The sequence below is a fragment of the Ahrensia kielensis DSM 5890 genome, from assembly GCF_000374465.1.
GTDB lineage: Bacteria > Pseudomonadota > Alphaproteobacteria > Rhizobiales > Rhizobiaceae > Ahrensia > Ahrensia kielensis.
Genome location: NZ_KB894530.1, coordinates 300,825 through 327,055, shown reverse-complemented (window position 1 = coordinate 327,055; position 26,231 = coordinate 300,825). Strand labels below are relative to the sequence as shown.

At 47.2% G+C, this 26,231-nt stretch carries 27 protein-coding genes; 16 read left to right on the top strand and 11 right to left on the bottom strand.

All coding sequences use genetic code 11. The annotated features are described in order from the left end of the window. Positions 1 to 6 precede the first annotated feature (6 nt). The 9 genes from ctaD (at position 7) to rnhA (ending at position 7,762) form a co-directional block, all read left to right on the top strand. Complete coding sequence (ctaD, locus tag C504_RS0110965; protein WP_018689387.1) at positions 7 to 1,662, top strand: cytochrome c oxidase subunit I; 1,656 nt, start codon at positions 7 to 9, stop codon at positions 1,660 to 1,662. A 97-nt stretch (positions 1,663 to 1,759) separates the two neighbouring features. Further along, entirely contained in the window at positions 1,760 to 2,713 is a 954-nt protein-coding gene (locus C504_RS0110960) for a heme o synthase (protein WP_018689386.1), read from the top strand. Beyond that, complete coding sequence (locus C504_RS17715) at positions 2,713 to 2,907, top strand: PHD finger domain-containing protein (protein WP_018689385.1); 195 nt, start codon at positions 2,713 to 2,715, stop codon at positions 2,905 to 2,907. Before C504_RS0110960 ends, C504_RS17715 begins: the two co-directional genes overlap by 1 nt. After that, entirely contained in the window at positions 2,904 to 3,599 is a 696-nt protein-coding gene (locus tag C504_RS0110950; protein WP_018689384.1) for a cytochrome c oxidase assembly protein, read from the top strand. The genes C504_RS17715 and C504_RS0110950 overlap by 4 nt, the downstream gene beginning before the upstream one ends. Before the next feature lie 5 nt (positions 3,600 to 3,604). After that, positions 3,605 to 4,483 (top strand): cytochrome c oxidase subunit 3, encoded by an 879-nt coding sequence (locus C504_RS0110945; protein ID WP_018689383.1) that lies wholly within the window; start codon positions 3,605 to 3,607, stop codon positions 4,481 to 4,483. Positions 4,484 to 4,554: 71 nt separating this feature from the next. After that, a complete protein-coding gene (locus C504_RS0110940; protein ID WP_018689382.1) occupies positions 4,555 to 5,304 on the top strand; it encodes an SURF1 family protein in 750 nt (249 codons plus the stop codon). Positions 5,305 to 5,342: 38 nt separating this feature from the next. After that, a complete protein-coding gene (gene ispH, locus C504_RS0110935) occupies positions 5,343 to 6,353 on the top strand; it encodes a 4-hydroxy-3-methylbut-2-enyl diphosphate reductase (RefSeq protein WP_018689381.1) in 1,011 nt (336 codons plus the stop codon). Then, positions 6,354 to 7,319 (top strand): homoserine kinase, encoded by a 966-nt coding sequence (locus C504_RS0110930; RefSeq protein ID WP_018689380.1) that lies wholly within the window; start codon positions 6,354 to 6,356, stop codon positions 7,317 to 7,319. Beyond that, positions 7,319 to 7,762, top strand: a complete 444-nt coding sequence (gene rnhA, locus C504_RS0110925; protein WP_018689379.1) for a ribonuclease HI — start codon at positions 7,319 to 7,321, stop codon at positions 7,760 to 7,762. The genes C504_RS0110930 and rnhA overlap by 1 nt, the downstream gene beginning before the upstream one ends. Before the next feature lie 50 nt (positions 7,763 to 7,812). Here rnhA and C504_RS0110920 read toward each other — a convergent pair whose 3' ends face one another. Both C504_RS0110920 and C504_RS18355 read right to left on the bottom strand, forming a co-directional pair. Then, a complete protein-coding gene (locus tag C504_RS0110920; RefSeq protein WP_018689378.1) occupies positions 7,813 to 8,295 on the bottom strand; it encodes a peroxiredoxin in 483 nt (160 codons plus the stop codon). Between the two features lie 103 nt (positions 8,296 to 8,398). Next, positions 8,399 to 9,202, bottom strand: coding sequence for a protein-disulfide reductase DsbD domain-containing protein (locus C504_RS18355; protein WP_018689377.1), 804 nt, complete (start codon positions 9,200 to 9,202; stop codon positions 8,399 to 8,401). 190 nt (positions 9,203 to 9,392) lie between these two features. Between C504_RS18355 and C504_RS0110910 the strand changes: the two genes are divergently transcribed. Then, the gene (locus tag C504_RS0110910) at positions 9,393 to 9,986 is read left to right on the top strand and encodes a YqgE/AlgH family protein (RefSeq protein WP_169385113.1); all 594 of its coding nucleotides are present in this window, start codon (positions 9,393 to 9,395) and stop codon (positions 9,984 to 9,986) included. Between the two features lie 10 nt (positions 9,987 to 9,996). Here the strand turns inward: C504_RS0110910 and C504_RS17705 are convergent, their stop codons facing one another. Genes C504_RS17705 through thrC form a run of 4 tightly spaced genes read right to left on the bottom strand, consistent with a single transcriptional unit; the run spans position 9,997 to position 16,306 of the window. Then, positions 9,997 to 12,870, bottom strand: coding sequence for a putative bifunctional diguanylate cyclase/phosphodiesterase (locus tag C504_RS17705; RefSeq protein ID WP_018689375.1), 2,874 nt, complete (start codon positions 12,868 to 12,870; stop codon positions 9,997 to 9,999). A gap of 37 nt (positions 12,871 to 12,907) precedes the next feature. Beyond that, positions 12,908 to 13,522 (bottom strand): GNAT family N-acetyltransferase, encoded by a 615-nt coding sequence (locus C504_RS17700; RefSeq protein ID WP_041951711.1) that lies wholly within the window; start codon positions 13,520 to 13,522, stop codon positions 12,908 to 12,910. A gap of 23 nt (positions 13,523 to 13,545) precedes the next feature. After that, positions 13,546 to 14,859: a M16 family metallopeptidase gene (locus tag C504_RS0110895; RefSeq protein ID WP_018689373.1), complete on the bottom strand. Its 1,314-nt coding sequence runs from the start codon at positions 14,857 to 14,859 to the stop codon at positions 13,546 to 13,548. Between the two features lie 55 nt (positions 14,860 to 14,914). Then, a complete protein-coding gene (gene thrC / locus C504_RS0110890; protein WP_026317405.1) occupies positions 14,915 to 16,306 on the bottom strand; it encodes a threonine synthase in 1,392 nt (463 codons plus the stop codon). A gap of 236 nt (positions 16,307 to 16,542) precedes the next feature. On the opposite strand from thrC, the gene C504_RS0110885 reads away from it, so the two are divergent. After that, positions 16,543 to 17,112 (top strand): hypothetical protein, encoded by a 570-nt coding sequence (locus C504_RS0110885; protein ID WP_018689371.1) that lies wholly within the window; start codon positions 16,543 to 16,545, stop codon positions 17,110 to 17,112. 7 nt (positions 17,113 to 17,119) lie between these two features. Here the strand turns inward: C504_RS0110885 and C504_RS0110880 are convergent, their stop codons facing one another. From C504_RS0110880 to C504_RS0110870, 3 genes are read right to left on the bottom strand one after another with little or no spacing between them, the layout of a single operon-like run. Beyond that, a complete protein-coding gene (locus C504_RS0110880; protein ID WP_026317404.1) occupies positions 17,120 to 18,334 on the bottom strand; it encodes a glycosyltransferase family protein in 1,215 nt (404 codons plus the stop codon). A 3-nt stretch (positions 18,335 to 18,337) separates the two neighbouring features. After that, positions 18,338 to 19,144 (bottom strand): HAD-IIB family hydrolase, encoded by an 807-nt coding sequence (locus tag C504_RS0110875; RefSeq protein WP_018689369.1) that lies wholly within the window; start codon positions 19,142 to 19,144, stop codon positions 18,338 to 18,340. After that, the gene (locus tag C504_RS0110870) at positions 19,144 to 20,907 is read right to left on the bottom strand and encodes a sugar phosphorylase (RefSeq protein ID WP_018689368.1); all 1,764 of its coding nucleotides are present in this window, start codon (positions 20,905 to 20,907) and stop codon (positions 19,144 to 19,146) included. The genes C504_RS0110875 and C504_RS0110870 overlap by 1 nt, the downstream gene beginning before the upstream one ends. Positions 20,908 to 21,160: 253 nt before the next feature. Between C504_RS0110870 and C504_RS0110865 the strand changes: the two genes are divergently transcribed. Continuing rightward, positions 21,161 to 22,303 carry a site-specific DNA-methyltransferase gene (locus tag C504_RS0110865; protein ID WP_041951672.1) on the top strand — a complete coding sequence of 381 codons (1,143 nt, stop codon included), beginning with the start codon at positions 21,161 to 21,163 and terminating at the stop codon, positions 22,301 to 22,303. 89 nt (positions 22,304 to 22,392) lie between these two features. Here C504_RS0110865 and C504_RS17695 read toward each other — a convergent pair whose 3' ends face one another. Together C504_RS17695 and mutY are read right to left on the bottom strand one after the other, a co-directional pair. Further along, the gene (locus C504_RS17695; protein WP_018689366.1) at positions 22,393 to 22,998 is read right to left on the bottom strand and encodes an HAD family hydrolase; all 606 of its coding nucleotides are present in this window, start codon (positions 22,996 to 22,998) and stop codon (positions 22,393 to 22,395) included. 18 nt (positions 22,999 to 23,016) lie between these two features. After that, the gene (gene mutY, locus C504_RS0110855; protein ID WP_018689365.1) at positions 23,017 to 24,081 is read right to left on the bottom strand and encodes an A/G-specific adenine glycosylase; all 1,065 of its coding nucleotides are present in this window, start codon (positions 24,079 to 24,081) and stop codon (positions 23,017 to 23,019) included. Between the two features lie 96 nt (positions 24,082 to 24,177). On the opposite strand from mutY, the gene C504_RS0110850 reads away from it, so the two are divergent. The 4 genes from C504_RS0110850 to C504_RS0110835 all read left to right on the top strand — a co-directional run bounded on the left by C504_RS0110850 (position 24,178) and on the right by C504_RS0110835 (position 26,208). Then, entirely contained in the window at positions 24,178 to 24,645 is a 468-nt protein-coding gene (locus tag C504_RS0110850) for a DUF721 domain-containing protein (RefSeq protein WP_018689364.1), read from the top strand. 34 nt (positions 24,646 to 24,679) lie between these two features. Further along, positions 24,680 to 25,132 carry a YcgN family cysteine cluster protein gene (locus C504_RS0110845; RefSeq protein ID WP_018689363.1) on the top strand — a complete coding sequence of 151 codons (453 nt, stop codon included), beginning with the start codon at positions 24,680 to 24,682 and terminating at the stop codon, positions 25,130 to 25,132. A gap of 67 nt (positions 25,133 to 25,199) precedes the next feature. Continuing rightward, the gene (locus C504_RS0110840; protein ID WP_018689362.1) at positions 25,200 to 25,607 is read left to right on the top strand and encodes a ketosteroid isomerase-related protein; all 408 of its coding nucleotides are present in this window, start codon (positions 25,200 to 25,202) and stop codon (positions 25,605 to 25,607) included. Positions 25,608 to 25,611: 4 nt separating this feature from the next. Further along, complete coding sequence (locus C504_RS0110835; protein WP_018689361.1) at positions 25,612 to 26,208, top strand: GNAT family N-acetyltransferase; 597 nt, start codon at positions 25,612 to 25,614, stop codon at positions 26,206 to 26,208. Positions 26,209 to 26,231: the final 23 nt, after the last annotated feature.

The following is a 26,231-nucleotide window of genomic DNA, read 5'->3' as shown; positions in this document are numbered from 1 at the left end:
AATTACATGGCTGACGCAGTAGCACATGGTGCACATGACGATCACAAACCACAGGGCTTTATTCGCCGCTGGGTATTCTCGACAAACCATAAAGATATCGGCACGCTCTATTTGATCTTCGCGATCTGTGCAGGCGTATTCGGTGGTTTCCTTTCCGTTATGATGCGCTGGGAACTCGCTGAACCGGGCATTCAGATCTTCCATGGTCTTGCTTCAATGGTTTATGGTGTAGAGGGCGATGCTGCACTCGATGCCGGTAAGCACATGTATAATGTGTTCACCACCGGCCATGGTCTGGTCATGATCTTCTTCATGGTTATGCCAGCGCTTATTGGTGGTTTTGCTAACTGGATGGTGCCGATCATGATCGGTGCGCCGGACATGGCATTCCCTCGCATGAACAATATCTCGTTCTGGTTGTTGCCTCCGGCATTCATCTTGCTTCTGATTTCAATGTTTATGCCTTCTGCACCTGGTGCCTTTGGTGTTGGCGGTGGCTGGACAATGTATCCGCCGCTTTCAACGTCAGGTCAGCCTGGTCCTGCGGTCGATTTTGCTATCCTGTCGCTTCATATCGCTGGTGCATCATCTATCCTTGGTGCAATCAACTTCATTACGACAATCTTCAACATGCGTGCGCCGGGCATGACCCTGCACAAAATGCCGTTGTTTGCATGGTCTGTATTGATCACAGCTTTCTTGCTTCTTCTTTCGTTGCCGGTACTTGCTGGCGCGATCACAATGCTTTTGACAGACCGTAACTTTGGTACAGCATTCTTTGCACCAGATGGCGGTGGTGATCCGATCTTGTTCCAGCACTTGTTCTGGTTCTTTGGTCACCCTGAAGTGTATATTTTGATTTTGCCTGCATTCGGTATTGTCAGCCACATCGTTTCAACATTCTCTAAGAAGCCAGTATTTGGCTATTTGGGCATGGCTTACGCGATGGTTGCTATCGGTGTTGTCGGCTTCATCGTGTGGGCGCACCACATGTACACAGTTGGCCTTTCACTCGATACTCAGCGTTACTTCGTATTCGCAACAATGGTTATTGCCGTGCCAACAGGCGTGAAAATCTTCTCTTGGATCGCCACAATGTGGGGCGGCTCTATTGAGATGCGTTCACCAATGCTTTGGGCAATCGGCTTCATCTTCCTGTTCACCGTTGGTGGTGTAACGGGCGTGCAGCTTGCCAATGCTGGTCTCGATCGCTCGCTTCATGACACATACTACGTGGTTGCTCACTTCCACTATGTTCTGTCACTGGGCGCTGTGTTCGCTATCTTTGCCGCATGGTACTACTGGTTCCCTAAAATGACTGGTTACATGTACTCATCAATGATCGCCCGTATTCACTTCTGGGTTACGTTCATTGGCGTGAACTTGTTGTTCTTCCCGCAGCACTTCCTTGGTCTTGCAGGCATGCCTCGCCGTTATATCGATTATCCTGACGCCTTTGCTGGCTGGAACCTCGTGTCATCATATGGTTCTTATCTGTCTGCCTTTGGTGTCTTGATCTTCCTTTGGGGTGTGTTTGAGGCATTTGCCCGCAAACGTGAAGCTGGCGCAAACCCATGGGGCGAGGGTGCAACAACACTCGAATGGCAGTTGCCTTCACCGCCGCCGTTCCACCAGTGGGAACAATTGCCGCGCATTAAATAAGCAAATTGGCAATTTAAAACTTTCCACTGCCCGGATCATGCAAATGGTTCGGGCAGTAGCAAAAGAAACAAGATATTTTTTAAAAGAGCAAAGCTAAATGGCAATGGTTGAAGACATAGTTTTAAATGATGCGCGTGTGTCTGAAGCGACACCTGCGGATTATTTTGAGCTGCTTAAACCAAGAGTCATGCGCCTTGTTGTTTTTACCGCGCTCGTTGGCATGCTCGCAGCGCCCGGCGCAATCAACCCATTCCTCGCCGTCTTCTCTGTTTTGGCAATTGCTGTTGGTGCAGGCGCATCTGGCGCTTTAAACATGTGGTATGATTCCGACATTGATGGCGTCATGACCCGTACTGTTAAACGCCCCGTTCCTTCGGGCCGTGTTACGCCAACAGAAGCGCTGATCTTCGGTGTGATTCTATCGGTTCTATCTGTGCTAACACTTGGCCTTGTGGCCAATTGGGTCGCTGGCGGACTGCTTGCCTTTACAATCTTCTTCTATGCCGTGATCTATACCGTCTGGCTAAAACGTTCGACGCCGCAAAATATAGTTATTGGCGGCGCTGCTGGTGCTTTTCCGCCGATGATCGGTTGGGCTTGCGTGACTGGCACGTTGACTATCGATAGTGCGGTACTCTTCGCGATCATCTTCCTTTGGACCCCGCCGCATTTCTGGGCGCTAGCACTATGGAAAATGCGTGACTACGATAATGCCGGTGTGCCGATGTTGCCGAATGTTGTTGGCGAAAAGAAAACGCGCGATCAGATGCTCATTTATGCAGCGCTATTGTTGCCTGTAACAGTTGCGCCTGCATTTCTTGGATTTGGCGGCGTTACCTATGCCGTCATTTCAACGCTGCTCGCGGGCACCTTTCTGTGGCTGACTTATAAGGTCTGGGCGATTGCTGGTGCCGATGAAAGTTTGAAAGCTGAAAAATATCTGTTCGGCTTCTCCATATTCTTTTTGTTCGCTGTGTTTGCCACATTGCTCGTTGAAGCAGTTGTGTTTCGCACTTTTGGTCTTGCCTTCACTCTAGGAGATATTTTCTAATGGCCGAAGCACGTCACAAAGAGGGTGAAATAATCGAGCTTGTGAGCTTGACCGACAAGCAAGTTAAATCACGCAAAGCGCGAAACATTGCGATCGCGCTATGTTTAGTAGCTTTTGTTGGTGTATTTTATGTGGCCACTGTCGTAAAATTTGGTCCAGCAATTATGCAAAATCGAGGCTTTAACCAGCAATGAGCGAGACAGTTCAAAAGACAGTTTCAGACCAAAGCAGCAAGCATAAAAATGCGCGCCTTGCTTTTTCATGCTTCGCATTTTTTACGGGCATGATTTGTTTGGCCTATGCTTCTGTTCCGCTTTACAGCCTGTTCTGCAAGGTGACAGGCTATGGTGGAACAACGCAGCGTACTGAAGCAGCTTCACAGACGATTCTTGATAAAACGATCAATGTTCGCTTTGATTCGAACATTGGTGACAGTGCTCTTGGTTGGAAGTTCAAACCATTGCAGCGCGAAGTTACGATTAAAATCGGCGAGCAAACGAAAATTGCTTATAGCGCGCAAAATATGCTTTCAGTGCCAACCACAGGCACAGCAACCTTTAATGTAACGCCGCAAGCCGCAGGCGCCTATTTTAACAAGATGGAATGTTTTTGTTTTACTGAAACAACATTGCAGCCAGGCGAAAGCATGGAAATGCCTGTTGTGTTCTTTGTTGATCCAGAAATCGTCAACGCTATAGAAACAAAAAACATTGGCACCATCACTCTGTCATACACTTTTTATGAAGCCGATGCGCCTGCACAAATAAGCGCGGTAAGCGGCAACAAAATTCAATCTGTTGAAACACTTGCACCAACAGAAAAATTGAGTACAAAAACACCAAAGCTTGGCGATGAAAAATCTGACATCGCTGGAAACCGGGGGTAGTCTTTATGGCTGACGCACACGCAAAAAATCACGATTATCACATCATCGACCCAAGCCCTTGGCCATTTCTCGGCTCATTCGGCGCATTGGTAATGATGATTGGCGCAGTTGGCTGGATGCAAGCAGGAAAGGGCAACGACTTCTCTTTGCTCGGCTTACCGCTTGCAAATCCGTGGCTGTTCTTTATTGGCCTCGCAATTGTGCTTTATACAATGTTTGGCTGGTGGTCTGACACCGTCAAAGAAGCACATGAAGGTCATCATACACGTGTTGTGTCCATACATCTTCGTTATGGCATGATCATGTTTATTGCATCAGAAGTTATGTTCTTTGTGGCATGGTTCTGGGCTGTTTTTGATGCCAGCATTTTCTATGATGAAGCAATTCAAGTAAGCCGTATGAGCTACACAGGCGGTCAGTGGCCACCTGCAGGCATGGAGGTTCTCGACCCTCTACATTTGCCGCTTTATAACACTTTGCTTTTGCTACTATCTGGCACAACAATCACTTGGGCGCACCACGCACTGCTTCACAATGATCGCTCTGGTCTCAAATGGGGCCTCGCGCTAACTATTGGTCTCGGCGTCGTGTTTACCGGTGTTCAGGCTTATGAATATGCGCATGCGCCATATTCATTCTCTGATTCACTTTATGGCGCGACATTCTTCATGGCGACAGGCTTCCATGGCTTCCATGTTCTCGTCGGTACAATCTTCCTGATCGTTTGTTTGCTACGTGCCATGGCTGGTCATTTCACAGCTAAACAGCATTTTGGTTTTGAAGCCGCTGCTTGGTACTGGCATTTTGTTGACGTTGTATGGCTCTTCCTGTTCTTCGTGATTTACATCTGGGGATCATGGGGCGCGCCGATTTACCACGGCTAATTATGATCTGAATATTGCTAAGCGGGCGGGCATGGAAACATGGTCGCCCGTTTGCATTTAAGGCTACAAAAATGACAGCAGAAACAGCTTCACCTACCAATAAAAAGAAATGGCTCTTGCTGGCTTTATTCTTTGGTACAATTACGCTGGCCGTTCTGGTGTCGCTCGGCACTTGGCAAGTGAAGCGGCTTATATGGAAAGAAGAACTTTTAGCGACAATTGAAGCGCGTACTGCGGACGAACCAATTGCGTTAGCTGATTTGCTGAAGCGTTTTGAATCCGGTGATGATATCGAATATGTGCCCGTTAAAACGCAGGGCTATTTCGACCACGATAATGAACAGCATTTCTTTGCAACTTTTGACGGCTTGTCAGGCTATTATATTTATACGCCGCTCAACCTTGAGAAAGACCGCTATGTTTTCGTCAATCGTGGGTTTGTGCCTTATGCGCTAAAGGATGCCAAAGCACGTCCTGAAACGCTGGTCTCGTTCGCCCAAGATGTCACAGGTTTAGCGCGTAAAGCTCCTGAAAAAAAAGCGGGTTGGGTTGTTCCAGAAAACGATATTGAGAAAAATGTTTTCCACTGGAAAGACATGGACGCAATGATTGCGCGCACCGGTAAACCTGCTGATCAATTTCTGCCGTTCTTTATTGACCAAAACCGCAATTCTAATCGTTCACTCTTGCCTTTTGGCGGCGTGACAATGATCAACTTGCCCAATAATCATTTGCAATATGCGATTACATGGTTTGGTTTAGCGCTGACACTTCTTGGTGTCTTGGGTTACTATTTGATAAGATACCGCAGAGGTTCTTAGGTCTTTACAACACTAGCTTGCCAAGGCAGTAAACTCTAATGGCTCAATCCTCTAAAACACCTTTGACTATACGCCTGTGTGCCCCTCGCGGTTTTTGCGCAGGCGTCGACCGTGCAATCCAGATCGTCGTTTTAGCGCTTAAAAAATACGGCACGCCAGTCTATGTCCGTCATGAAATTGTCCATAACAAATTTGTCGTTGATGGGCTGAAGGATAGGGGCGCAATTTTTGTTAAAGAGCTAGATGATATCCCTGCTGAACATAAAGATCGTCCGGTTGTGTTCTCAGCGCATGGCGTGCCGCAATCTGTTCCTGAAGACGCAGCAGCGCGCAATTTCTTCTATTTGGATGCAACATGCCCCTTGGTTTCAAAAGTTCATAAGCAAGCCATGCGGCATCAGCGGCTCGGCCGTCATGTGCTGCTTATTGGCCATGCAGGTCATCCCGAAGTCATCGGCACGATGGGCCAGCTTGAACCGCAAGATGTAACGCTCGTGGAGACACCAGAGCAGGTGGCTGAATTGAAAGTGCCAGATGAAAACAATGTTGGCTATGTAACGCAGACCACTTTGTCTGTTGATGATACGGCCGATGTGGTCGCAGCGCTGGAAGCACGATTTAAGAATCTCACGGCACCGTCATCTGAGAGCATTTGTTATGCAACCACAAACCGCCAAGAGGCGGTAAAACATGCTGCCGTTGGAACGGATATGTTTATCATCGTAGGCGCGCCGAACTCATCCAATTCGATGCGTCTCGTTGAGGTTGCCAAGCGCCATGGGGCAAAAGGCTCCATGCTAGTACAGCGCGCATCAGAGCTCGATTTTAACCTTTTAAAAGACGTGCGCACCTTAGGCATGTCTGCAGGCGCATCGGCCCCTGAAATCGTTGTTGATGAAATCATTGATGCTTTTCGCCAACACTTCGATGTGACAATTGAAATAGCACTGACGGCTGAGGAAAATGAGAATTTTCCTGTAATGCGGGATCTGCGTGAAACCGAACTTTTGCCATCTGATATGGCGTTTTTAAATGGACCGGGTGCATAATTGGCCGTCTACACTGATATTACTGAAGCCGAACTAACCGCTTTTATTGCGCAGTATGATGTTGGAGATTTGCTCTCCTATAAAGGCATTGCGGAAGGTGTTGAGAACACAAATTTCCTCGTCCATTGCGAGAAGGCTAACTTCATTCTGACGCTTTACGAAAAACGCGTGAACCCTGATGATCTACCGTTTTTCTTGAACTTGATGGAACATTTAGCGCAAAGCGGCATCAACTGTCCTCTGCCGGTTGTGCGCAAGGATGGAAACGTGCTTGGGCAGCTCGCTGGCCGTCCGGCAGCAATGATCACCTTTCTTGAAGGTGTGTGGATGCGTGAGCCAACGGTAGAGCACTGTAAAGCTTTGGGCACGACGCTTGCAAAAATGCACGAAGCCGGAAAAGGCTTTAACATGCAGCGCAAAAATTCACTGACTGTGAGCGACTGGCGTCCACTTTGGAATAAATGCGTGGAAGCCCATCCTAATATGGAAGATACGCTGCGTGTTGCGGTTGAAGCAGCGCTCAATAAGTTCGAAGCCAATTGGCCTGAAAAGCTAGAGCGCGGTATCATTCATGCGGATTTGTTCCCCGATAATGTGTTTTTCCTTGGCGGTGAGCTTTCCGGTATCATCGACTTTTATTTCGCCTGCAGTGATGCGCTGGCTTACGACATTGCTGTTTGCATCAATGCATGGTGCTTTGAGGCTGATCATAGTTTCAATGCTGCTAAAGGGGCGGCGTTGCTGGAAGCATATAATGCTTCGCGCAAGCTATCTGATGAAGAACGCCAAGCCATGCCAATGCTTTGTGAAGGGGCAGCGCTGCGTTTCATGCTGACGCGCCTATATGATTGGGTCACGACACCGGAAGGCTCTCTCGTCGTTAAAAAAGACCCAGAAGAGTATATTACAAAAATGCGGTTCCATGCACAGGTAAGCGACATTTCAATTTATGGATTAACGCACTGATGGCTAACGTATCGATTTTTACAGACGGTGCCTGTTCTGGCAATCCGGGGCCTGGCGGTTGGGGTGCAATCCTTAAAGCCAGTGATAATGAAAAAGAACTTAAGGGCGGCGAAGCCGACACAACCAATAATCGAATGGAGCTTATGGCTGCTATCAGTGCTCTTAACGCACTTAAAGGTGGGCCTCACGATGTCGCGCTTTATACGGACTCGTCCTATGTGAAAGACGGCATTTCCAGCTGGATACATGGCTGGAAGAAAAACGGATGGAAGACGGCTGCGAAAAAACCGGTCAAGAATGCGGAATTATGGCAAGCGCTTGATGCAGCAACCAAATTACACAAAGTGACATGGCACTGGGTTAAAGGTCACGCCGGTCATCCGGAAAATGAACGTGCCGATGAGCTCGCGCGTGCGGGCATGGAGCCTTACAAGAAAAAATAATGCCGATCATTGTTTAAATAACCGGCACTAAGAGCGTTGGCTTAATTTAATTACAAAATTTCAAGCATTTTCGCTGCGCCTGACAATGTTGCTTCACCCGGTGAATCTTCAACATTTAGCGCTGTCACGACACCGTTGTCGACGACCATAGAAAAACGCTTTGAGCGTTGGCCAAGGCCAGCGGCAGAAAGATCTGTCTCCATACCAAGAGCTTTGGTAAAGCCTGCATCCCAATCAGATAGGAATGTGACTTTTCCTTTGGCGTTCGCCTGATCTGCCCAAGCTTTGGTTACAAATGGGTCGTTTACGGCAATCACAGCAATATCATCAACGCCCTTGGCTTTGATCGCTTCTGCATTTTCCACATAACCAGGCAAGTGATTGAGCGTGCAGGTTGGTGTAAATGCGCCAGGTACAGCAAACAGAACCACTTTTTTACCGTCGAAAATTTCCGACGAGGCTTGTTTTGCAGGGCCGTCACTCGTCATAACCATCAGGTCCATAGAAGGTAGTTTATCGCCAGTCGAAATCATGAAATTCTCCGAATAATATATGTATGTTTATATCGTTAGATAAGCACATTAAGGCAAATAAGAAGGGCGGTTAAGGCAACAATCTTCCAATAATCACTGGAATCTATTGCCCGCTAATTTCAAATGAGCCTCGAGGCGTTGTTCCGGTAATGATGAGGTCGACACTCACGTCTTGATCAAGCGCATGCAACGGCTCAATGCGGTAGGTTTTTTGATCATTTGTCTCGCTTAACAAGAGCGGTTTTTTAAATTGAATTCCGTTTTTGCTCGAAACGAATAATTGGAGCTGATCAAGGTTTCCATTGAGTTGCAGATCATATGTACCAACGTCGCTTAGCTGTTCTAGATTAACTGCAACACCAAGGTCGGCAGCCGTTTTGGGCAGGGCAGAGAAGGCATTCATAACAATCGCGCTATCGCGTGTAGAGCCGGTCGCTTTTTCAAGTTTAATTGAGAAGTTATCAAAGGCCGGTATGCAAATTTCAGCACAGATACCGACCATCAAGCGCGCATTCACAGTCGTTTCTTTTGCGGGGCTAGATAGCGCTAGTGTGAATGGGATTTGGATTGGCTGTTTATAGCCAGCAAAATCGCCATAGTTGCTTTTCACCCATGTAGGCGCAGGGAAATGTATATCGGCCGCATTTACGAGCGTCGTATTTGAAAAATCAAAACTCGGTGGAATTCCGCCAGCACCAGGATCGCGCCAATAGGTTTTCCAACCATCCAATAGGTCAATGTCAATGACGCCGCGTATTTCACTTGCACCTTGCATATAAGGCTCTGTGATAATGCGAATATTACCACCTTCAGTTTTGAGCCAACCGGTTTGGGCTGCCAAAGAAACTTGGCTGCTCAACCAGAGTGATGATGCTGTAAAAATCGCTATTTTCGTAAATAATCTCATATTTTCTTATTCGCATGCGGTGTGAAAATCGCAAATCACCATCTTTAAAAATCAATCATTTCTTCGTGAAAATACACATTTGCATTTTCTTGGAGCCATCGGTGCGAAAGTCCTCTTCCAGTTTAAGGCTATCAATTTCTTGGCAGAATGTTACGATTTTCGAATGAGCATATATGGCATGGACAATTTGGTGAGTGATAATGGGGAGGAAACAGGCCAATTCGAAGGCAAGTTTCTGCTCGCTATGCCCACGCTTGAGGCGTCCATATTTGATCGGTCAATCATCTATATGTGCGCCCATTCACATGATGGCGCTATGGGATTTCAGGTCAATAAGCCGTGCGATATGACAATTAAAGAGTTGATCAGCAAGACAGATATTGGCCAAGAAACAAAGTCTATCTCTAAAAGCTCGGCCGTAACGTCGAATTTGGTACGCTATGGCGGGCCTGTCGATGAGCACCGCGGCTTTGTTTTACATTCAGGTGATTACCACTGCGATACAACAATCCCGATTTGTGAACATGTCTACCTGACTTCAAATGTCGAAATTCTACGCTCTATTATACATGGAGAAGGGCCATCGCGTTTAGCTGTGTCGCTTGGTTATGCTGGATGGGGCCCTGGGCAATTGGAGCAAGAGGTCGCCGATAATGCATGGCTGACTTTAGATGCAGATATTGATGTCGTGTTTGACCCACGGCACGAAGGAAAATATGAACGCATGCTCGTTGCAATGGGTATAACGCCTGCGCATTTTATTGCTCAAGCCGGAAGTGCCTGAGCGCTAAAATCTATTCAGCCGCAGCGTCCGTTATAATGAGCGGGTTTTGACGAATAACAATTTCAGCTGCATCCGTTGAACTCATTGCTGCACCAGCGACAAATCCCTGTATGTAGTCAACACCCAGACCACGCAGCAATGTCACCTCTTCATCGTCCTCAACACCTTCACACACAACATCCAGATTGAGCGAGTGAGCCATATCGACAATTGAACGCAGCATCACATCGCGGTTCGTTGGTTGGCTTCTCATAAACGACTGATCAATTTTCAGCGTATCAAACGGAAAGCGTGTCAGATAGGAAAGCGACGAATATCCAGTGCCAAAATCATCAATAGCAAGCTTAATGCCTGACTTCTTGATGTTTTCCAGAACGCGGCAGTTCTGTTCCGGATTCTGCATTAATGTCGTTTCAGTAATCTCTAATCTCAAAGTGTGATTACGCACAGGATAACGGGCCAAAATACCGTCGACCATATTCACAAAATCGCGTTGGCCGACCTGTTGTGCAGATACATTCACTGACACGAAGATGGGCGTGTCAGCCATAATTGCATCCCAGTCCATCAACTGCATGGCTGCGAGCTCTAGTGCATAACGACCCAAATCACTTATGAGGCCATTCTTTTCTGCCAAGGGTACAAATTCAGATGGTGATACTTCGCCGCGGCGCGGGTGGTTCCAACGAAGCAGTGCTTCAAAGCCAGATACGTGACCTGTTGCCGCTTTTACGATCGGTTGATAGGCCAGTGTGAGTTCAGAGCGTTCAATCGCACGTCTTAAATCAGCAACAAGCTGCACTTCGTTTCCAGCAGTATCACGAAAAGCTGGACGGAAAGGCTCTACACGGTCACCACCAAAACGTTTGGCTTGGTGTAGCGCGAGTTCTGCATCCTTAAACAAATCATCGCCTTGCACGCGTGATGGTGCCCAAGTTGCCAAACCAACTGATGGTGTAATGACGAATTCACGCTCGGCAAAAGAAATAGGGGCCTTGATTGTCTTTTTAAGCTGATCAGCAAGGTTGGCGATTTCTGTTGGGTCTGTTTCTGACAGAAGCAAAATGCCAAATACATCGCCGCCAATTCGGGCCAATGTGTCGTGCGGACGCAGTAAACGGCGAAGGCGGCGCGCAACAGTTATGAGCAGCGTATCACCAGCCGAAATGCCAACGTTATCATTGATTTCTTTGAAGCGGTCCAAATCTACAATGAAAACAGTTGGGCGAATTTCAGTATCGACTGCTGATAATGCCATCACACTACGAATGCGGTCAAAGAACAATTCTCGGTTAGGCAGACCGGTCAGATTATCGTGTACGGCATCATGCAAAAGGCGCTCTTCTGCACGCTTTTGGCCGCTGACATCACTGGCCGTACCAATACAGCGTATAACTTCACCATTGGCACCAGCGACAGGGCGCGCTTTGATTTTGTACCAAGTAAAATGGTTCTCTTGCGTCATAAGGCGTATATCGAGATTGATTTTTCCTCGGCGCTGCTCGACCACGGCATCAAGGGCAGTGCGGAAACTATCACGGTCATCGGAATGAATATGCTTTAGCCAGTTTTTTGCTGGGCCTTGTAGCGCGCCAACGCCAATGCCTAATTTTCGGCCCAAGTCTGGTGTTGTGGTCAAGCGATCTCGGCCAACATCCCAGTCCCAAACAATGCCTCCAGAGCCGGTGACCGCAAGCGCTTGTAACTCGACATTGGAGAACAGGTTTTGTTGGAATGTACCGCCAGAAAACGCATGCTGCATAACGGTAAAGCCGATAAGCAAAACGATCAGAACCAACCCGCCCGCTAAAGCCGGCTGAATGATATCGTTGTCCACTTGGCCGGTGACGGTCATCCATCCACCAAAAATCCAAGCCATTAACAAAGCCCAAGCTGGTATGAGCATAATAGCGCGGTCAAAACCGCGAAGGCTGAGAACGATGATCAATGCAAAGCCAAACGCAGCGGTTAAGGCCATCGCCAAGCGCGCAATGCCTGCAGCAATAGTCGCATCATAAAGCACGATGCTTGAGAGCAGAACGATGGCGATAACCCATGCGATGGCTCCATAGTGAAGCGAGTCATTCCACCTGTTGAGGCTTAAATGGGTGAACAAAAACAGTGCTAGCGTTGCACTAATCGCCACTTCTGAAAGCGCGCGCCATGTGCGTAGATCGTCGTTAGATAGTGGAATAAGTTGTTCGATAAAGCCGAAATCAATGGTGATATAGGCAAGAACAGCCCAAGCAAGAGCCGCCGCTGCCGGAAAAGTGGAGGTGCCCCGAACCACGAATAAAATAGTGAGAAACAAGGCTAAAAGCCCTGAAATGCCCAGTACAATACCGCGATAGAATGTGTAGGAGTTCTCGATTTCCTTATAGGCACTTTCTTCCCACAAATAAACTTGCGGCAAGTGGGGCGAGGAAAGCTCTGCGACAAGAGTAACAACGGAACCTGGGTTCAGCGTGATCGAAAAGATATCTGCATCATTATTGTCAAGGCGATCAAGAGAGAAACCAGAGCTCGGCGTCATCGCAACAATGCGGTCTGACCCCAAATCAGGCCATAGGAGCCCAGAGCCTGCCATTCTAAAATGTGGTGCAACAATCAGGCGGTCAATCTGTTGATCGGTTGTATTGGCCAACACCATCACAGCCCAATCGCCAGCTGTTTCGCGATTGCTTGCTTGCACTTCAATCGTGCGCACAATGCCTTCAGAATCAGGCGCCGTGGAAACCTGAAAGGTTTCGCCTCGATCTCTAAATATTGAAATCGCCTTCGTCAGATCAAGCGCAGTATCATCGCGGTTGATGGAAATTGTTTCTGCACTGAAGGCGCTGAGCGCAGATAAAAGCAATGCACTGCAAACAAGCAGCATGTGCATACACGTTTTCAAGCAATGGGTTCTATGAAAAGCCATTTCACGCTTCCCTTTTGTCAGTTCGCGAGCCAAAGTCCGCGCCATGAAATGGGTTAATACGTGAATACAAAATATGGTCCTGCCAGTTGCCGTTAATTTTTAAGTATGACCTTAAGTGTCCTTCACGCTCGAATCCGGCTTTTTCAAGGAGTCCAATTGAACGCTCATTAGAGGGGACGCAGGCGGCCTCCAAACGATGAAGATTTAAACTGGAAAATGCAAAGTTGCATAATAATTCCAGTCCTTCACGCATATGTCCTTGGCCTGCAAAATCCTTGCCAATCCAATAGCCTATTTGACCCGATTGGGAAACACCGCGCCGGACATGTCCCAGACTTATCCCACCCAAAAGTGCTTTGTCAGACCGCCGCTCTATAAAAAAAGGAAAGCCGGTTTGAGCCTTAATTTCTTGATTATAACGCTTAAGTCGCTTGCGATAGGAGTCGCGCGTCAAATCATCGCTTGGCCAACGCGGCTCCCAAGGCTGTAAAAATTCAGAACTTGCAGCGCGAAGGCGTGCCCATGCTGCGTAATCCGAAGCATGGGGAAAGCGCAGTTGGACAGTTTTTCCTCTAGTAACCGGATCAGCTGTCGCGCCTGATATTATCGAAAAAATCACGCCGACCCCATTTTGCAGTATTATTCTGCAGCAGAAGGAGCGCGATGATGTACCGTTCCTTGATCGCCAAACTGAGCGAGTTTTTCTGTAATCTCACGCATGTCCAACAAATTTTCGACTGGCCCAACAGCTGAAATTGTAGGCTTGGAGGCTGTAAACAAGCGGTTTGCAAGATCGTTGATACGCCCTTTATCCAAATTGTCGAGACGCGATAAAAGTTCAGCGTTTGGAATAGGACGCCCAAATAAGAGAATTTGCCGCGCGATTTGCCCTGCACGCGCAGGTGCGCTTTCGCCAGACATCAACAATGATGCACGGAATTGTGCTCGTGCACGGTGCAACTCAATATCGCTAATATCTTGAGATGCGCGTTTGAGTTCGCGTAAAATCAACTCAACAAGCTCGGGTAGATCGCCAGGCTCAGTGGCAGCATGAACGCCAAAAATACCAGTGTCAGAAAATCCCCAATGGAACGCATAAATGGAGTAGCACAGCCCGCGTTTTTCTCTGATTTCTTGGAACAGGCGTGAAGACATGCCGCCGCCAAGCAGCATCGCAAGGACTTGGCTCGCGTAATAATCACGCACATGGTAGGCGCGTCCTTCAAACCCTAGAACCAGCTGCGTGTCTTCCAAAGCACGCGGTTCGCGGTAATCACCGCCCACATAATGGGCAACGGGTGATGTCGAATAATTAGATTTTTTCTGAATGGTAGAAAAACGAGATTCAACCAGCTTTACAATTTCATCATGATCGACAGCACCTGTTGCTGCGAAAACCATGCGCTCGCCTGAATATTCGCGGTCAATATAACCGCGTATCATATCCGGAGTGAAAGATTTAAGTGTTTCGCGGGTGCCTAAGATAGAGCGTCCCAATGTCTGATGGCGGTATGCTGCTTCTGTAAAGCGATCAAATACACAATCATCAGGCGTATCATTTGCAGCGCCTAATTCTTGAAGAATAACGTGTTTCTCACGGGCAAGTTCACCTTCATCAAATTTTGCGTTTTGCAAAATATCAGCAAGAATATCGACACCAAGTTCTGTGTCTTCTTTGAGCATCCGCAGATAATAGGATGTGGTTTCTACGCTCGTTGCGGCATTGATATCGCCGCCTACATTCTCCACCGACTCCACAAGCTTTTGAGCCGTTCGATTTGTTGTGCCTTTAAAAGCCATATGCTCGAGCAAATGAGCAATGCCATGCTCATCAATCAACTCGTTGCGGGAGCCAGCTTTTACCCACATGCCAAGAGAAATACTTTCGACATGTACAAAATGTTGAGTGGCAACGGTAATTCCGTTTGCCAATACGGTTGTCTCCACCGTCATCAATATGCTCCCGTGCCGGTCATGTTAGTTTCAGAAACGCCGACTTGTTATTATTTTAAGCACGTGTGTGCTTTGAAATGTAATCTTCTATTATTTTTAGGTCAGATGAAAGGGGGGTAAAGTTTTCTTTACGAGACATAAGATCTCCCAACCATGCAGGCAGGTCAGGTTCAACGCCTGTCGCCTGCTTGACAGCATCTGGAAATTTGGCCGGATGTGCCGTTCCAAGAACAATCATAGGCACGCCATCGCGCTTGTGATTGCGCGCCACATGAACGCCGATGGCGCTATGTGGGTCAAGCGTATAGCTGCACTGCTCGGCAACATCTTTGATTGTTTGTTTAGCTTGCCCAACATCCGCCCGACCCGCTAAAAAATCTGAACGGATTGCTTTGAGTGTTTCCGGTTTGATTGTGAACTCACCAGATTGTTTGAGCGTTCCCATATAGGCTGTAACTTCACGGTCATCATCATCAGAAGCCTTATAAAGAAGGCGTTCAAAATTTGATGAAATCTGAATGTCCATAGAAGGAGATGTTGTTTCAACAACGCCGGACATGGAATATGAGCCGGTTTCCAATGTGCGCGCCAAAATATCATTGTCATTTGTTGCAATGATCAATTTGTCGATGGGAAGGCCCATTTGTTTTGCAGCATAGCCTGCAAATATATCGCCAAAATTGCCTGTCGGTACGCAGAACGAAACGGTGCGGTGTGGTGCACCCAATGAGACAGCGCTTGTGAAATAATAAACGATTTGGGCCATGATCCGTGCCCAGTTGATCGAATTGATGCCTGAAAGACTAACACTATTGCGGAAGTCAGCATGGTTAAACATTGATTTTACATGCGCTTGGCAGTCGTCAAAATTACCGTCAATCGCTAATGCGTGAACGTTTATGGCCGTTGATGATGTCATCTGGCGCTGCTGAACAGGCGAAACACGCCCTTCTGGAAACAGGATAAACATGTCCGTGCGATCACGGCCAGCAAAGGCGTCAATTGCCGCGCCGCCAGTATCACCTGACGTTGCACCAACAATCGTCGCACGTTGGTCACGCTCTGTTAGAACGTGGTCCATTAAACGGCCGATAAGCTGCATTGCGACATCTTTGAAAGCCAACGTTGGCCCATGAAAAAGCTCTAGTAGAAACTCGTTGTCGCCCGTTTGGACCAAAGGGCAAACGGCGTCATGCCTAAATGTCGCATAGCTTTCGCGAACAATGCTTTCAAAAGCTGCGCGTTCTATCTCGCCTTCAACAAAAGGCCACATGATTTCAATAGCCACATCAGAATATGATTTTCCAGCCAGTTTGGCGATTTCATCATGGGAGAATTGCGGCCAGCTTTCAGGAACAAAAAGCCCACCATCAGAGGCAAGACCTGCCAGCATCGTGTCTCGGAAACTAAGGGCCGTGGCTTGTCCACGTGTCGAAACATATTTCACTGCTCTAAAAAACCTTTAAGATATGAGGAAGCATAATTATGCTTTCGCTTTAAAGTCTGCCGCTCATTAGCGTAATTTCTTTGCGCTGCAAAGGATTGCACGTAAAAATAAGACGGAAATGCCTTGTGGCTATAAATAGATCAAGAGTTGACCTATTGCTGCCCAATTGCGCATAGAAGAGAAATGTGAATTCATATCCGCTGAAAAGCGTTGCGAGTGTAGGCAAAGGGTGAAAAATGGCATTGTTAGCAAGTGATAAGAGCTTGGATTTAGGTAAGTTCGTTCGTGCTGGTGTATTGGCTATCTCGGCAATAGCTTTGGCTTCTTGCCAAACAGCAACAACGCAAGACACATTGGATGTGGCTGAGGACAAGGTCACGGAAGATGATCTGCGAGCTTATTGTCCGCGGGTGACCCTCAATGATGGCACCGCTTATTTCAGAACCTATACAAAAGGTAATGACGGTAACGCCGATGAGGTTATTTATCAGGCGCTGATTTCAGATGTCACGCGCACTTGTAAATATCGCAACGGGCAGCTCTTCATCACTGTTGCGGCAGCTGGCCGTGTTGTGAATGGTCCAAAAGGCACGGGCGGCAATATTAATATGCCAATTCGTGTGGCGGTTAAATCAGGCGAAGGCTTGCCTTATTCGCGCCTTGGCAAATTCGATGTTACGGTGACGCCAGGTGCTGGTGCATCTCAGTTCATTTATAAAGATGACCAGATTGTCTTGCCGGAACCAAGTGTGCGTAATTTGCAAATCTTGGTTGGTTTTGACGAAGGCCCATACGGTACGCCGTAATTAACGCTTAGACTTCTTTATCTGCACTAACGGCAGAAAGAATATCCGGTAAAATATCAGGATCTGCAGATTGGACACGGCTCCAATTTGGAATGAAGGGTGTTTCCATCGGGTTCTCAAGGAAGGTGTGGCCAGCCTCGACGATGTTGGCCGCAAATAGCTCCACCGCTTCTTCTTCCGTATGGCGATCAACGTGCAATCCGTTGAATATCGCATCGTTGTAGTACATTTCAATCAAATCGAGAGCGGTGCGGTAATACGTTGCCTTTAAAGTGCGGAATCGTTCATTGCTAAATGTAACGCCGTCGGTGGCGAGCTTGCGAAAGAGTGCCTTTGCAATATCTGCTGACATGCGCGACAGGCCCTTATTCGCATCTTCTTTTGAAAGCGGTTGGTGTTTGTGGTCGTAAGCATCTGAAATGTCGACTTGGCAGACCGAGTTGCGGTTCAAGTTGCGCCACGCTTCAGAAAGAACACCAACCTCTAAACCCCAATCGGATGGAATACGCATATTGGGTAAGATCGATGTACGCATAGCGAATTCGCCAGCAAGCGGATATCTAAAGCCTTGTAAATATTCGACATAGTCACTGTGGCCACATGTTTTTTGTAATGCGAGCAGCAAGGGCGTGACGAGAAGGCGGGTTACGCGTCCATTCAACTTACCATCAGCGATACGGGGATAATAACCTTTGCAAAACTGATAAGGGAAGTTGGGATTTGTAACAGGATAGACAAGCCGCGCCAGCATCTCGCGTTTATAGGTTACAATATCGCAGTCATGCAGTGCGACCACGTCTGAATTTTGTGAGGCAAGTGTATACCCAATGCAATACCAGACATTGCGGCCTTTGCCAACTTCTTTAGGGGCGATATCTGCGTATGCTAAGCGGTTATGAATTGCACGTAAGCGCGGCCCATCATTCCATAAAATATCGTGATTTTGAGGCAAAATAGAAAAGTACTGTTTTGCAAACTTGAACTCTTCTTCATTCGCTTGGTCCAACCCAATAACGATATTACTGATATAGTCTGCACTACATAATTCATCGACGATACCTGCTAGCGCAGGCGTTTGTAGTTCTGAAAAGAGCGATGGTAATATGAGTGTAATCTTCCGGTTTTGTGCAAATGAACGTAGTTGGTTTTCAATGTCGCCAACAGGCATTTTTGACAGATTATGAAGTGTCGCAACACTTCCATTCTGGTGGAAGTCACCCATTCTCTAATCCTTATTTTTAGTTAATTCTAAAGCGCTATGATCTTCAACGAGTTTGAGTACGTTTAGGTTCCAACCTTCAGGACCTTTTTTGAACGCGCGTATGATTTTCCCATTATCTTCCCCGGCAAGGTGCTTAATTTTATCATGTGCTGGGTTCGGAATAATGATCCCAATATCTGCCGCCTCAAGCATAGCAATGTCGTTGGGTGCATCGCCAAGCGCTATTGAGAATGTTTCATTGTTTTGTTTTGCTAGAATTGCTTGCATCTGTTCGGCTTTGTCGCCGCCGAATGAAAATGTCAGAAAGCGGCCGCCTTGTTTGGCAATTAATCCTGCGCCTTTTGCAGCTTTCAAAAACATTTCTCGTTGTTGCGAAGTACCATGAAAGATGCCGGGTTCAGAAAACTGCCGGTTTTTGGCAAGTTGCGAGGCTTCGCGTGTTAGGCCTGTCATAGCAATAACATCCTCAACGCTCATTTGCGAAAAACCTGTAAATTGCGAGCGCAGTTCATCGGGTAGCGTATTGAGGGCTGATTGAATTTTCGCGTAATCTCCAGATGCTTCACCCGCCTGTATATGGGGGGCCAAAAGCCCTGCGCCATTTTCAACAATTGCAGGACAATGTGAAAACCCTAACTCGGCACGAAGAGGCGCTATTTCAGCAGCAGTTTTGGAGGATGCCAGCACAAGTCCGATGTCTAGCTGCCGTAGCCTCTCAATAGCTGGGAGTGCCGCTTCATAGCTATAAGTTTCATGGTCCAGTAAAGTGCCATCAAGATCAGTAAAGATGAGAAGTTTACGGCCTGCCATTAATTGGCCATCCGGTTCGTGATCCACATGGTTTGGTATGGAGCAAGCGTTAAATCTCCCTCAAGAGATTGGATGGAAGCGCCGGTCAACAAGTCCATCCAGTCATTGCCATCAATGAGATTGAGTGAAACAGCTGGTAGAGAAATTTCATCTTTTGTAAGGTTTGAAATGGCGAAAATAGATTGCGCCCGATCAAGGCTTTGCCGCCAAAATCCGAAAATTTCGTCGCCAAGATGCAATGTAAATTGAGTTGCATTTGGGTGGAATGCTGGCTGTTTACTGCGGATTCTTATTCTGCGCTTAAGTTCATTAAATACAATAGCTTGAGGGTTTTGCGGGTTGCTTAATTCGGCCCGTAGATCAGAATAATCAAAGCGTGCGCGGTTGATTGCGCGGTTATACCCTAGACGCTCAACGCCTTCGCTATCGTTGCCTGCAGCCACAAGCGAATGGAAGTAGAAAGCTGGTATGCCTTCTAAGCCCATAGCGATTGTTTGACTGCAAATAAATCTCTCTTCTTGGTACTCGTCAACGCCATCCACAGTGCCTTTAAACGCATCGAAAAGCGCAACATTAAGCTCATATGGTTTAGGCCCGTCTTTCGTCTCGCGCATTGAAACGCGCGCACCGAAACTTTGCACAGTGTTAAGCATTTCCGTGAGTTGATCGTTTGGAATAATGCCCTCTGCTGGGCGCAATCCTATGCCGTCATGAGAGGCGGTAAAATTGAAATAGGTACATCCAAGTTGGGCGGGCGGCATACTCATTTGCCATGCTTTTAAATATTTTGACGTCCCTTTAAGAAGCGCGTGAAGCACCAATGGCGGTAATGAAAAATTATAAACCATATGTGCTTCATTGCGATTGCCGAAATAACTAAGATTTTCAGCGCGCGGTACATTGGTCTCGGTAATCAATATGACGCGTTCTTCGCAGTAATCGCAAAGCAGGCGCATTATTTTCACGATATCATGTGTTTGCTTTAAATGAATGCTGCTTGTACCTGCTTGTTTCCAAAGAAAAGCAACAGCATCAAGGCGCACGGTGCGCACGCCCATATCGATATGAAATCGTAGAATTTCTAGAAATTCTAACAACACATCGGGGTTGCGAAAATCGAAGTCCACTTGGTCGTGACTAAATGTACACCACACATGCTTGGTGCCATTGGCTGTTTCAACTTCGCGCAGAAGAGGGTGCGCTCTTGGGCGAACAACGTCGCTCAAATCATCGTCAGGTGATGCTTCGAAAAAATATTTATCATAGGGTGCGTGCCCTTGCAGATAGTCGTTAAACCATACGCTTTGGCTTGAGCCATGGTTCAAAACAAGATCCGACATTAGGCGAAAATGCTCGCTAATTCTTGTAATGTCTTCCCAAGCACCAAGCTCGCTATTGACCTGTCGGTAGTCTGTTACAGCAAAGCCATCATCGGAAGTAAAAGGGAAAAACGGTAAAATGTGGATCCCGTTTATCGTGCCTTCCAAGTGCTGTTCTGCAAAGTCACGCAATAGATCAAGCGGCTTGTGTTCGCCATCAATAATCGTATTGCCATAGGCGATCAGATAATTGTCTTTTTCGCTCCATTGCGCATTTCCAGCAACGCGTCCGCGCATGCGGGGCCGTTTGCCATTTTGCCAGAAGCGATCAATCACATTTTGGCTGAGCGTATCGGTATCATGTTCTGGGTAAACGGCCGCAATGAGCTGAGCCAGATTGTTCATTAAACGCTGGGATACTTTTTCAGATTGCGTTTTTAGCACGAACAACTCCGTCACTGAATCTATCAAATATGTATTTGGGGGCAGAGGTCGCAAACTGTCCAGCCATTGCGCTGCACAAATGTTTTCATGTCTGCTTAAATTTTAGGCACTGAGCGACAAGTCATTGAAGTTCAAGGGCATATGTAAATTCAAATTAACACAATTTAATTGTCATTAACCATAAACGTTCACCAGACGTTTACCCTGATCAGTAACCATAGGCACATAGAGTAATTTTGTAATCAGGTGCTTCATGTCTCGCGTACACCTGGCCAGATCGGCCAAAACAACTGTCACAGCAGTCCCATCATATGTGAATACCATTATGAAAGGGGACTGCGTGGCAGCAATGGATAAATTGCCGGATAACTCCGTCGATATGATCTTTGCCGACCCACCCTATAACCTACAACTTCAGGGCGACCTCCAGCGCCCTGACCAATCAAAAGTCGATGCGGTTGATGATCATTGGGATCAGTTTGATTCATTTCAAGCTTACGATGATTTCACCCGTGCTTGGCTTTTAGCGGCGCGCCGTGTTTTGAAACCAAATGGTACGATCTGGGTCATTGGCTCATATCATAACATTTTCCGCGTTGGCGCGAAGATGCAAGATTTGGGCTTTTGGATTTTGAACGATGTTATTTGGCGCAAAACCAATCCAATGCCAAACTTTCGTGGCCGTCGTTTTGCCAATGCGCATGAAACAATGATTTGGGCATCGAAAGATCAAAAAGGCAAAGGTTACACCTTCAATTATGAATCGATGAAAGCAGCGAATGATGATGTTCAAATGCGTTCCGATTGGTTGTTTCCAATCTGTAATGGCGGCGAACGTCTCAAAGGCGAAGACGGCAATAAGGTTCACCCAACGCAGAAACCGGAAGCATTGCTCGCTCGCGTTCTCATGAGTGCGTCTAAGCCGGGTGACGTGATCCTTGATCCATTCTTTGGCACAGGTACAACCGGTGCCGTTGCAAAGCGTTTGGGCCGCAATTTTATCGGCATTGAACGTGAACAGGATTATATTGATGCAGCAACTGCACGTATTGATGCTGTTGAAGAACTGCCAGCGCATGACTTGAAGATTGTAACAAGCAAACGCGCCGAACCGCGTGTCGCATTTTCCGCTTTGATTGACGCCGGGCTCATCAATTCAGGCATGGAATTAACCGATACAAAACGCCGCTGGACAGCAACTGTGCAGGCCGATGGCTCATTGTCACGCGACGGTGTTCAAGCCTCAATTCATAAAATGGGCGCGACAGTTCAAGAACTCGATGCCTGTAATGGTTGGACGTTCTGGCATTTTGAGTGCTCGAAAACCAAAAAGCTTTTGCCGATTGATAGCTTGCGCCAGATTGTGCGCGATCAAATGTCAAAAGCAGGCGCTTAAAAGAATATAGAACTTAGCTTGGCCTCCAGTATCTCGTACCAAGCCTACTGAGAGAACGCTCCGTCAGAAATGCCGGAGCGTTTTCAGTTTTAAAGACCGAGTTTGTGAAGCTCAGGGGCAAGGTCCATATCTGGTGTTAGATGAATGCCATGCCAGCCTAGTGCGCGGCAGGCTTCAATGTTGGGCAGGCTATCATCAATGAACAGTGTTTTTGATGGTTCAAGATCAAATGTTTCTACATGTAGTTCATAAATGGCTGGGTCAGGTTTGATGAGTTTGACATCACCAGAAACCGTAACGCCGCGCCCTGTTTTCAAGAATGGATACATTTCTTGCGCTTGGCGAAAAGTGTCGGATGCAAAATTGGTAAGCAGCGTTACATCATGGCCTTCGTCTTGAAGGCGCAATAAATGGCCGACACGCTCATCCAAAGCGTGGGAAACCATTTCGTGCCAATGCTTGCGAAAAGCGCGAATTTCAGTTTCCCAATCAGGGTATTCTGCAATCAACAACGCTTCAGCCTCTGGCCATGTGCGGCCACGATCTTGCTCAATATTCCATGCGCTCGTACATATTTTGTCAAAGAAAAATTGACGCTTTTCTTCATCTGGAATGAGGTTTGAGAAAGGAATATTCGGATCATAATGGATCAGGATTTGTCCAATATCGAAAACGATGTGTTTTATCTCAGTCATTATTACTCAATCATTGTTTTAAAAGAGGTCAGGTATGGCACATGAAATTACTTTTTTCATGACAGTGGGCAGCGCTTCATCAGGCAAATTTTCGCGCGTTGACCACCAATAGTTTTCACCGTCAGAATGTACATTTTCCGCATGCCATACAATGAGTTCGAGTTCAAAATGCGTAAAAACATGGCGGATTGTGCCGCGATGTTTCCAGTCAGCAGAAAATGGTGCGCCATTGATGTCTGTCACACCGTCTTGTCGTGAGTTCCACTCGGTTGTTGGCACCTGTGCCATGGACGCTAAAAGTCCGCTTGAAGGGCGCTGCTCCAATAAAACATCACCAGATGGCGAAACGGCAACAAAGGCTGCCCCTTTGCGTTTGGGCTTTTCTTTCTTGGCAAGCTTATAAGGAAATAATTCCGGATCAAAATCAGCCAGCGCGCGGCAATTATCACGGATAGGGCAGTGCGTGCAGGCTGGTTTCTTAGGGGTGCAGATCGTTGCGCCTAAATCCATCGTCGCTTGAGCAAAATCACCAGCCCTCTTTGAGCACAAAGCATCTTCAACCTTGATCTTAATAAGCGATTTTGCTGCAGGCAGAGGCGTATCAATGGCGAAAAGGCGTGAAAAAACACGCTCCACATTACCATCCACAACAGGCGCTGGAATATCGAAGGCAATGGATGCGATGGCTGCGGCGGTATAATCGCCAATACCGGGCAAGGCTTTCAGCGCCTTAACATCTGCAGGGAAATTGCCACCATGTTCGGCAACCACCATATCGGCGCATTTCTTTAAATTGCGTGCCCGTGAATAGTAACCAAGACCAGCCCAAGCGCGTAGAACATCATCTTCGCTGGCTTTTGATAAAGCTTCAACATTTGGCCATTTCGCCGTGAACTTTAAAAAATAGTCCTTCACGGTGGCGACAGTTGTTTGCTGCAGCATGATTTCAGACATCCAAACACGATAGGGATCTGGCAAAACACCGCGTGCACGATCTTGCGGCGATATGCGCCAAGGCAATTCGCGTGCGTGTACATCGTACCAGTCAAGCAGTTTCGCGCTTATGTTATGAGTGTCATCCATGCTGCGGTGTATCGAAAGCGTTGGACAAAGATCAACTCTAATTTGCGCAATTGCTGCTTGAGGGCTATTGAAAAGGCCAAATCAAAGGAAATCACGATGTCGAAATCGGCAGCCGGATATATCAATAAAATTCTTGATCCTTTGTTGGCCAAGCGGGCAGGGGTATCAACAGCGTTGATTACCGCTTGGAGTGAAATCGTAGGCCGTGATTTGGCTGACATGTCGATGCCGATCAAAGTGCGTTGGCCAAGCCGAGCAAGCGAGGACGATGCCTTTCAGCCCGGCACACTTCTCGTCGCTGCAGAAGGCATGGCCGCATTGCACATTCAGCACCAGACAGGTGAAGTCATAGACCGCGTGAACGCTTTCATGGGATATCGTGCAATCGGACGCATTAAGCTCATGCAAAAACCTATCGAAAAGAAAAAACCGAAAAAGCGCTTGAAACCCATCACTGAGGGTGAGAAACGCAAGATAGATAGACTGGCAGACGGGATTGAGGACGAAGCCTTAAAAGAATCTCTCAAGCGGTTTGGACAAAGCGTCATGCGCGATAAGAAGTAATCGCATCACCCACTAAAAAAACTGAGCAAATAAAGTGACTGTAGAGAAACCTTACTGGGAAGAAAAAACACTGGCTGAAATGACGGCTGGCGAGTGGGAAGCCCTATGCGATGGCTGTGGTAAATGCTGCATGTCTAAACTTATCGATGATGATACCGATGAGATTTATTACACGACGGTTGCTTGCCGCTTGTTTGATGCAGATAGTTGCCGCTGCTCAGATTATGAAAACCGTCAACAAAAAGTCTCTGATTGCGTGAAATTGACACCGCAAAATGTTGGTGAAATTGCTTGGTTGCCAACCACTTGTGCCTATCGTTTGCTCAATGAGGGGAAACCTCTTTTTGATTGGCACCCTTTGATTAGTGGCGATGCAAGCAGTGTTCATAAAGCCGATATTTCTATGCAACGCGCGGTGACAGCCTTTGAGCAAGATATGACCCATGACGGAGAATATTTGGAACACTTGGTCGATGGTTCGCTTTAAGCTTGCATGATCACCTCGCGCAGGATTTAACTTTGCGCACAACACAGCTTAGCGGATTGGACATTTCATGAGCCAGAACACAACCCACGAAATTATTTCAAAATACTTCGCAGCCTTCAATGACAGCGATAGCGAAGCTATGCTTGCGCTGCTGCATGATGATGTCGCGCATGACATCAATCAGGGTGAACGCCAGATTGGCAAAGATAAATTCCGTTGGTTCAATGGCGAGATGGCATGCCATTACAAAGAAGAGCTCACAGATATCGCTATTATGGTTGATGAAGGCGGCGTGCGCGCCGCTGCTGAATTTACCGTGCATGGCAAATATATTTCAACAGCAGAAGGCTTGCCGGCAGCCAATGGTCAAACTTATGATCTACCTGCGGGTATATTCTTTGAGGTTGATGACGGATTAATTACCCGCGTTACGACCTATTATAATTTGAACGATTGGATCGCACAGGTTTCTTGATCTGGTGGACGCGAAACTAGAAATTCGTCCGATAACACATTCGGATTTTCATCATTACATTGATGATCTTGCATATTTGCGCATGAGAGTGTTTCGCGAATGGCCATATTTATATGATGGCGATATGGATTATGAGCGCAGCTATTTGCGCTCATATGTGGACAATGAGCGCACTTTCATGGTCGGCGCTTTTAATGCCGGCGATATTGTTGGTGCTTCAACAGCAATGCCGCTTGCCGATCATGATGAGGCCTTTGCAGCGCCCTTGCAATTGGCTGGTTATGATGTCTCTCAAATTTTCTATCTTGCAGAATCGGTTCTTCTGCCTGACTTTCGAGGCCTAGGCGCAGGCAGACAGTTTTTCGATTTAAGGGAAGCAGAGGCCGCGCGGCAAGGGTTTCATCAGACTGTGTTCAGCGCGGTTATCAGGAATGCTGACGCACCGGAAAAGCCTCAAGACTATGTGCCACTTGACGCATTTTGGCAGCGTATAGGGTATGGGCAACTTGCTGATATCAAAGCCAGTTTTCCGTGGAAAGACCTTGGCGATATAGAAGAAACAGAAAAGTCGATGGCTTTCTGGGTGAAAAACCTACGGTAGGCTCACATAAAATTGAGGTGTCG

What these genes read in the sequence shown, in the direction of transcription:
- ctaD (WP_018689387.1), top strand. Translation starts at nt 7, where the DNA reads ATGGCTGACGCAGTAGCACATGGTGCACATGACGATCACAAACCACAG.
- C504_RS0110960 (WP_018689386.1), top strand. Translation starts at nt 1,760, where the DNA reads ATGGCAATGGTTGAAGACATAGTTTTAAATGATGCGCGTGTGTCTGAA.
- C504_RS17715 (WP_018689385.1), top strand. Translation starts at nt 2,713, where the DNA reads ATGGCCGAAGCACGTCACAAAGAGGGTGAAATAATCGAGCTTGTGAGC.
- C504_RS0110950 (WP_018689384.1), top strand. Translation starts at nt 2,904, where the DNA reads ATGAGCGAGACAGTTCAAAAGACAGTTTCAGACCAAAGCAGCAAGCAT.
- C504_RS0110945 (WP_018689383.1), top strand. Translation starts at nt 3,605, where the DNA reads ATGGCTGACGCACACGCAAAAAATCACGATTATCACATCATCGACCCA.
- C504_RS0110940 (WP_018689382.1), top strand. Translation starts at nt 4,555, where the DNA reads ATGACAGCAGAAACAGCTTCACCTACCAATAAAAAGAAATGGCTCTTG.
- ispH (WP_018689381.1), top strand. Translation starts at nt 5,343, where the DNA reads ATGGCTCAATCCTCTAAAACACCTTTGACTATACGCCTGTGTGCCCCT.
- rnhA (WP_018689379.1), top strand. Translation starts at nt 7,319, where the DNA reads ATGGCTAACGTATCGATTTTTACAGACGGTGCCTGTTCTGGCAATCCG.
- C504_RS0110920 (WP_018689378.1), bottom strand. Translation starts at nt 8,295, where the DNA reads ATGATTTCGACTGGCGATAAACTACCTTCTATGGACCTGATGGTTATG.
- C504_RS18355 (WP_018689377.1), bottom strand. Translation starts at nt 9,202, where the DNA reads ATGAGATTATTTACGAAAATAGCGATTTTTACAGCATCATCACTCTGG.
- C504_RS17705 (WP_018689375.1), bottom strand. Translation starts at nt 12,870, where the DNA reads ATGCACATGCTGCTTGTTTGCAGTGCATTGCTTTTATCTGCGCTCAGC.
- C504_RS0110895 (WP_018689373.1), bottom strand. Translation starts at nt 14,859, where the DNA reads ATGACGGTGGAGACAACCGTATTGGCAAACGGAATTACCGTTGCCACT.
- C504_RS0110885 (WP_018689371.1), top strand. Translation starts at nt 16,543, where the DNA reads ATGGCATTGTTAGCAAGTGATAAGAGCTTGGATTTAGGTAAGTTCGTT.
- C504_RS0110880 (WP_026317404.1), bottom strand. Translation starts at nt 18,334, where the DNA reads ATGGGTGACTTCCACCAGAATGGAAGTGTTGCGACACTTCATAATCTG.
- C504_RS0110875 (WP_018689369.1), bottom strand. Translation starts at nt 19,144, where the DNA reads ATGGCAGGCCGTAAACTTCTCATCTTTACTGATCTTGATGGCACTTTA.
- C504_RS0110865 (WP_041951672.1), top strand. Translation starts at nt 21,161, where the DNA reads ATGTCTCGCGTACACCTGGCCAGATCGGCCAAAACAACTGTCACAGCA.
- C504_RS17695 (WP_018689366.1), bottom strand. Translation starts at nt 22,998, where the DNA reads ATGACTGAGATAAAACACATCGTTTTCGATATTGGACAAATCCTGATC.
- mutY (WP_018689365.1), bottom strand. Translation starts at nt 24,081, where the DNA reads ATGGATGACACTCATAACATAAGCGCGAAACTGCTTGACTGGTACGAT.
- C504_RS0110850 (WP_018689364.1), top strand. Translation starts at nt 24,178, where the DNA reads ATGTCGAAATCGGCAGCCGGATATATCAATAAAATTCTTGATCCTTTG.
- C504_RS0110840 (WP_018689362.1), top strand. Translation starts at nt 25,200, where the DNA reads ATGAGCCAGAACACAACCCACGAAATTATTTCAAAATACTTCGCAGCC.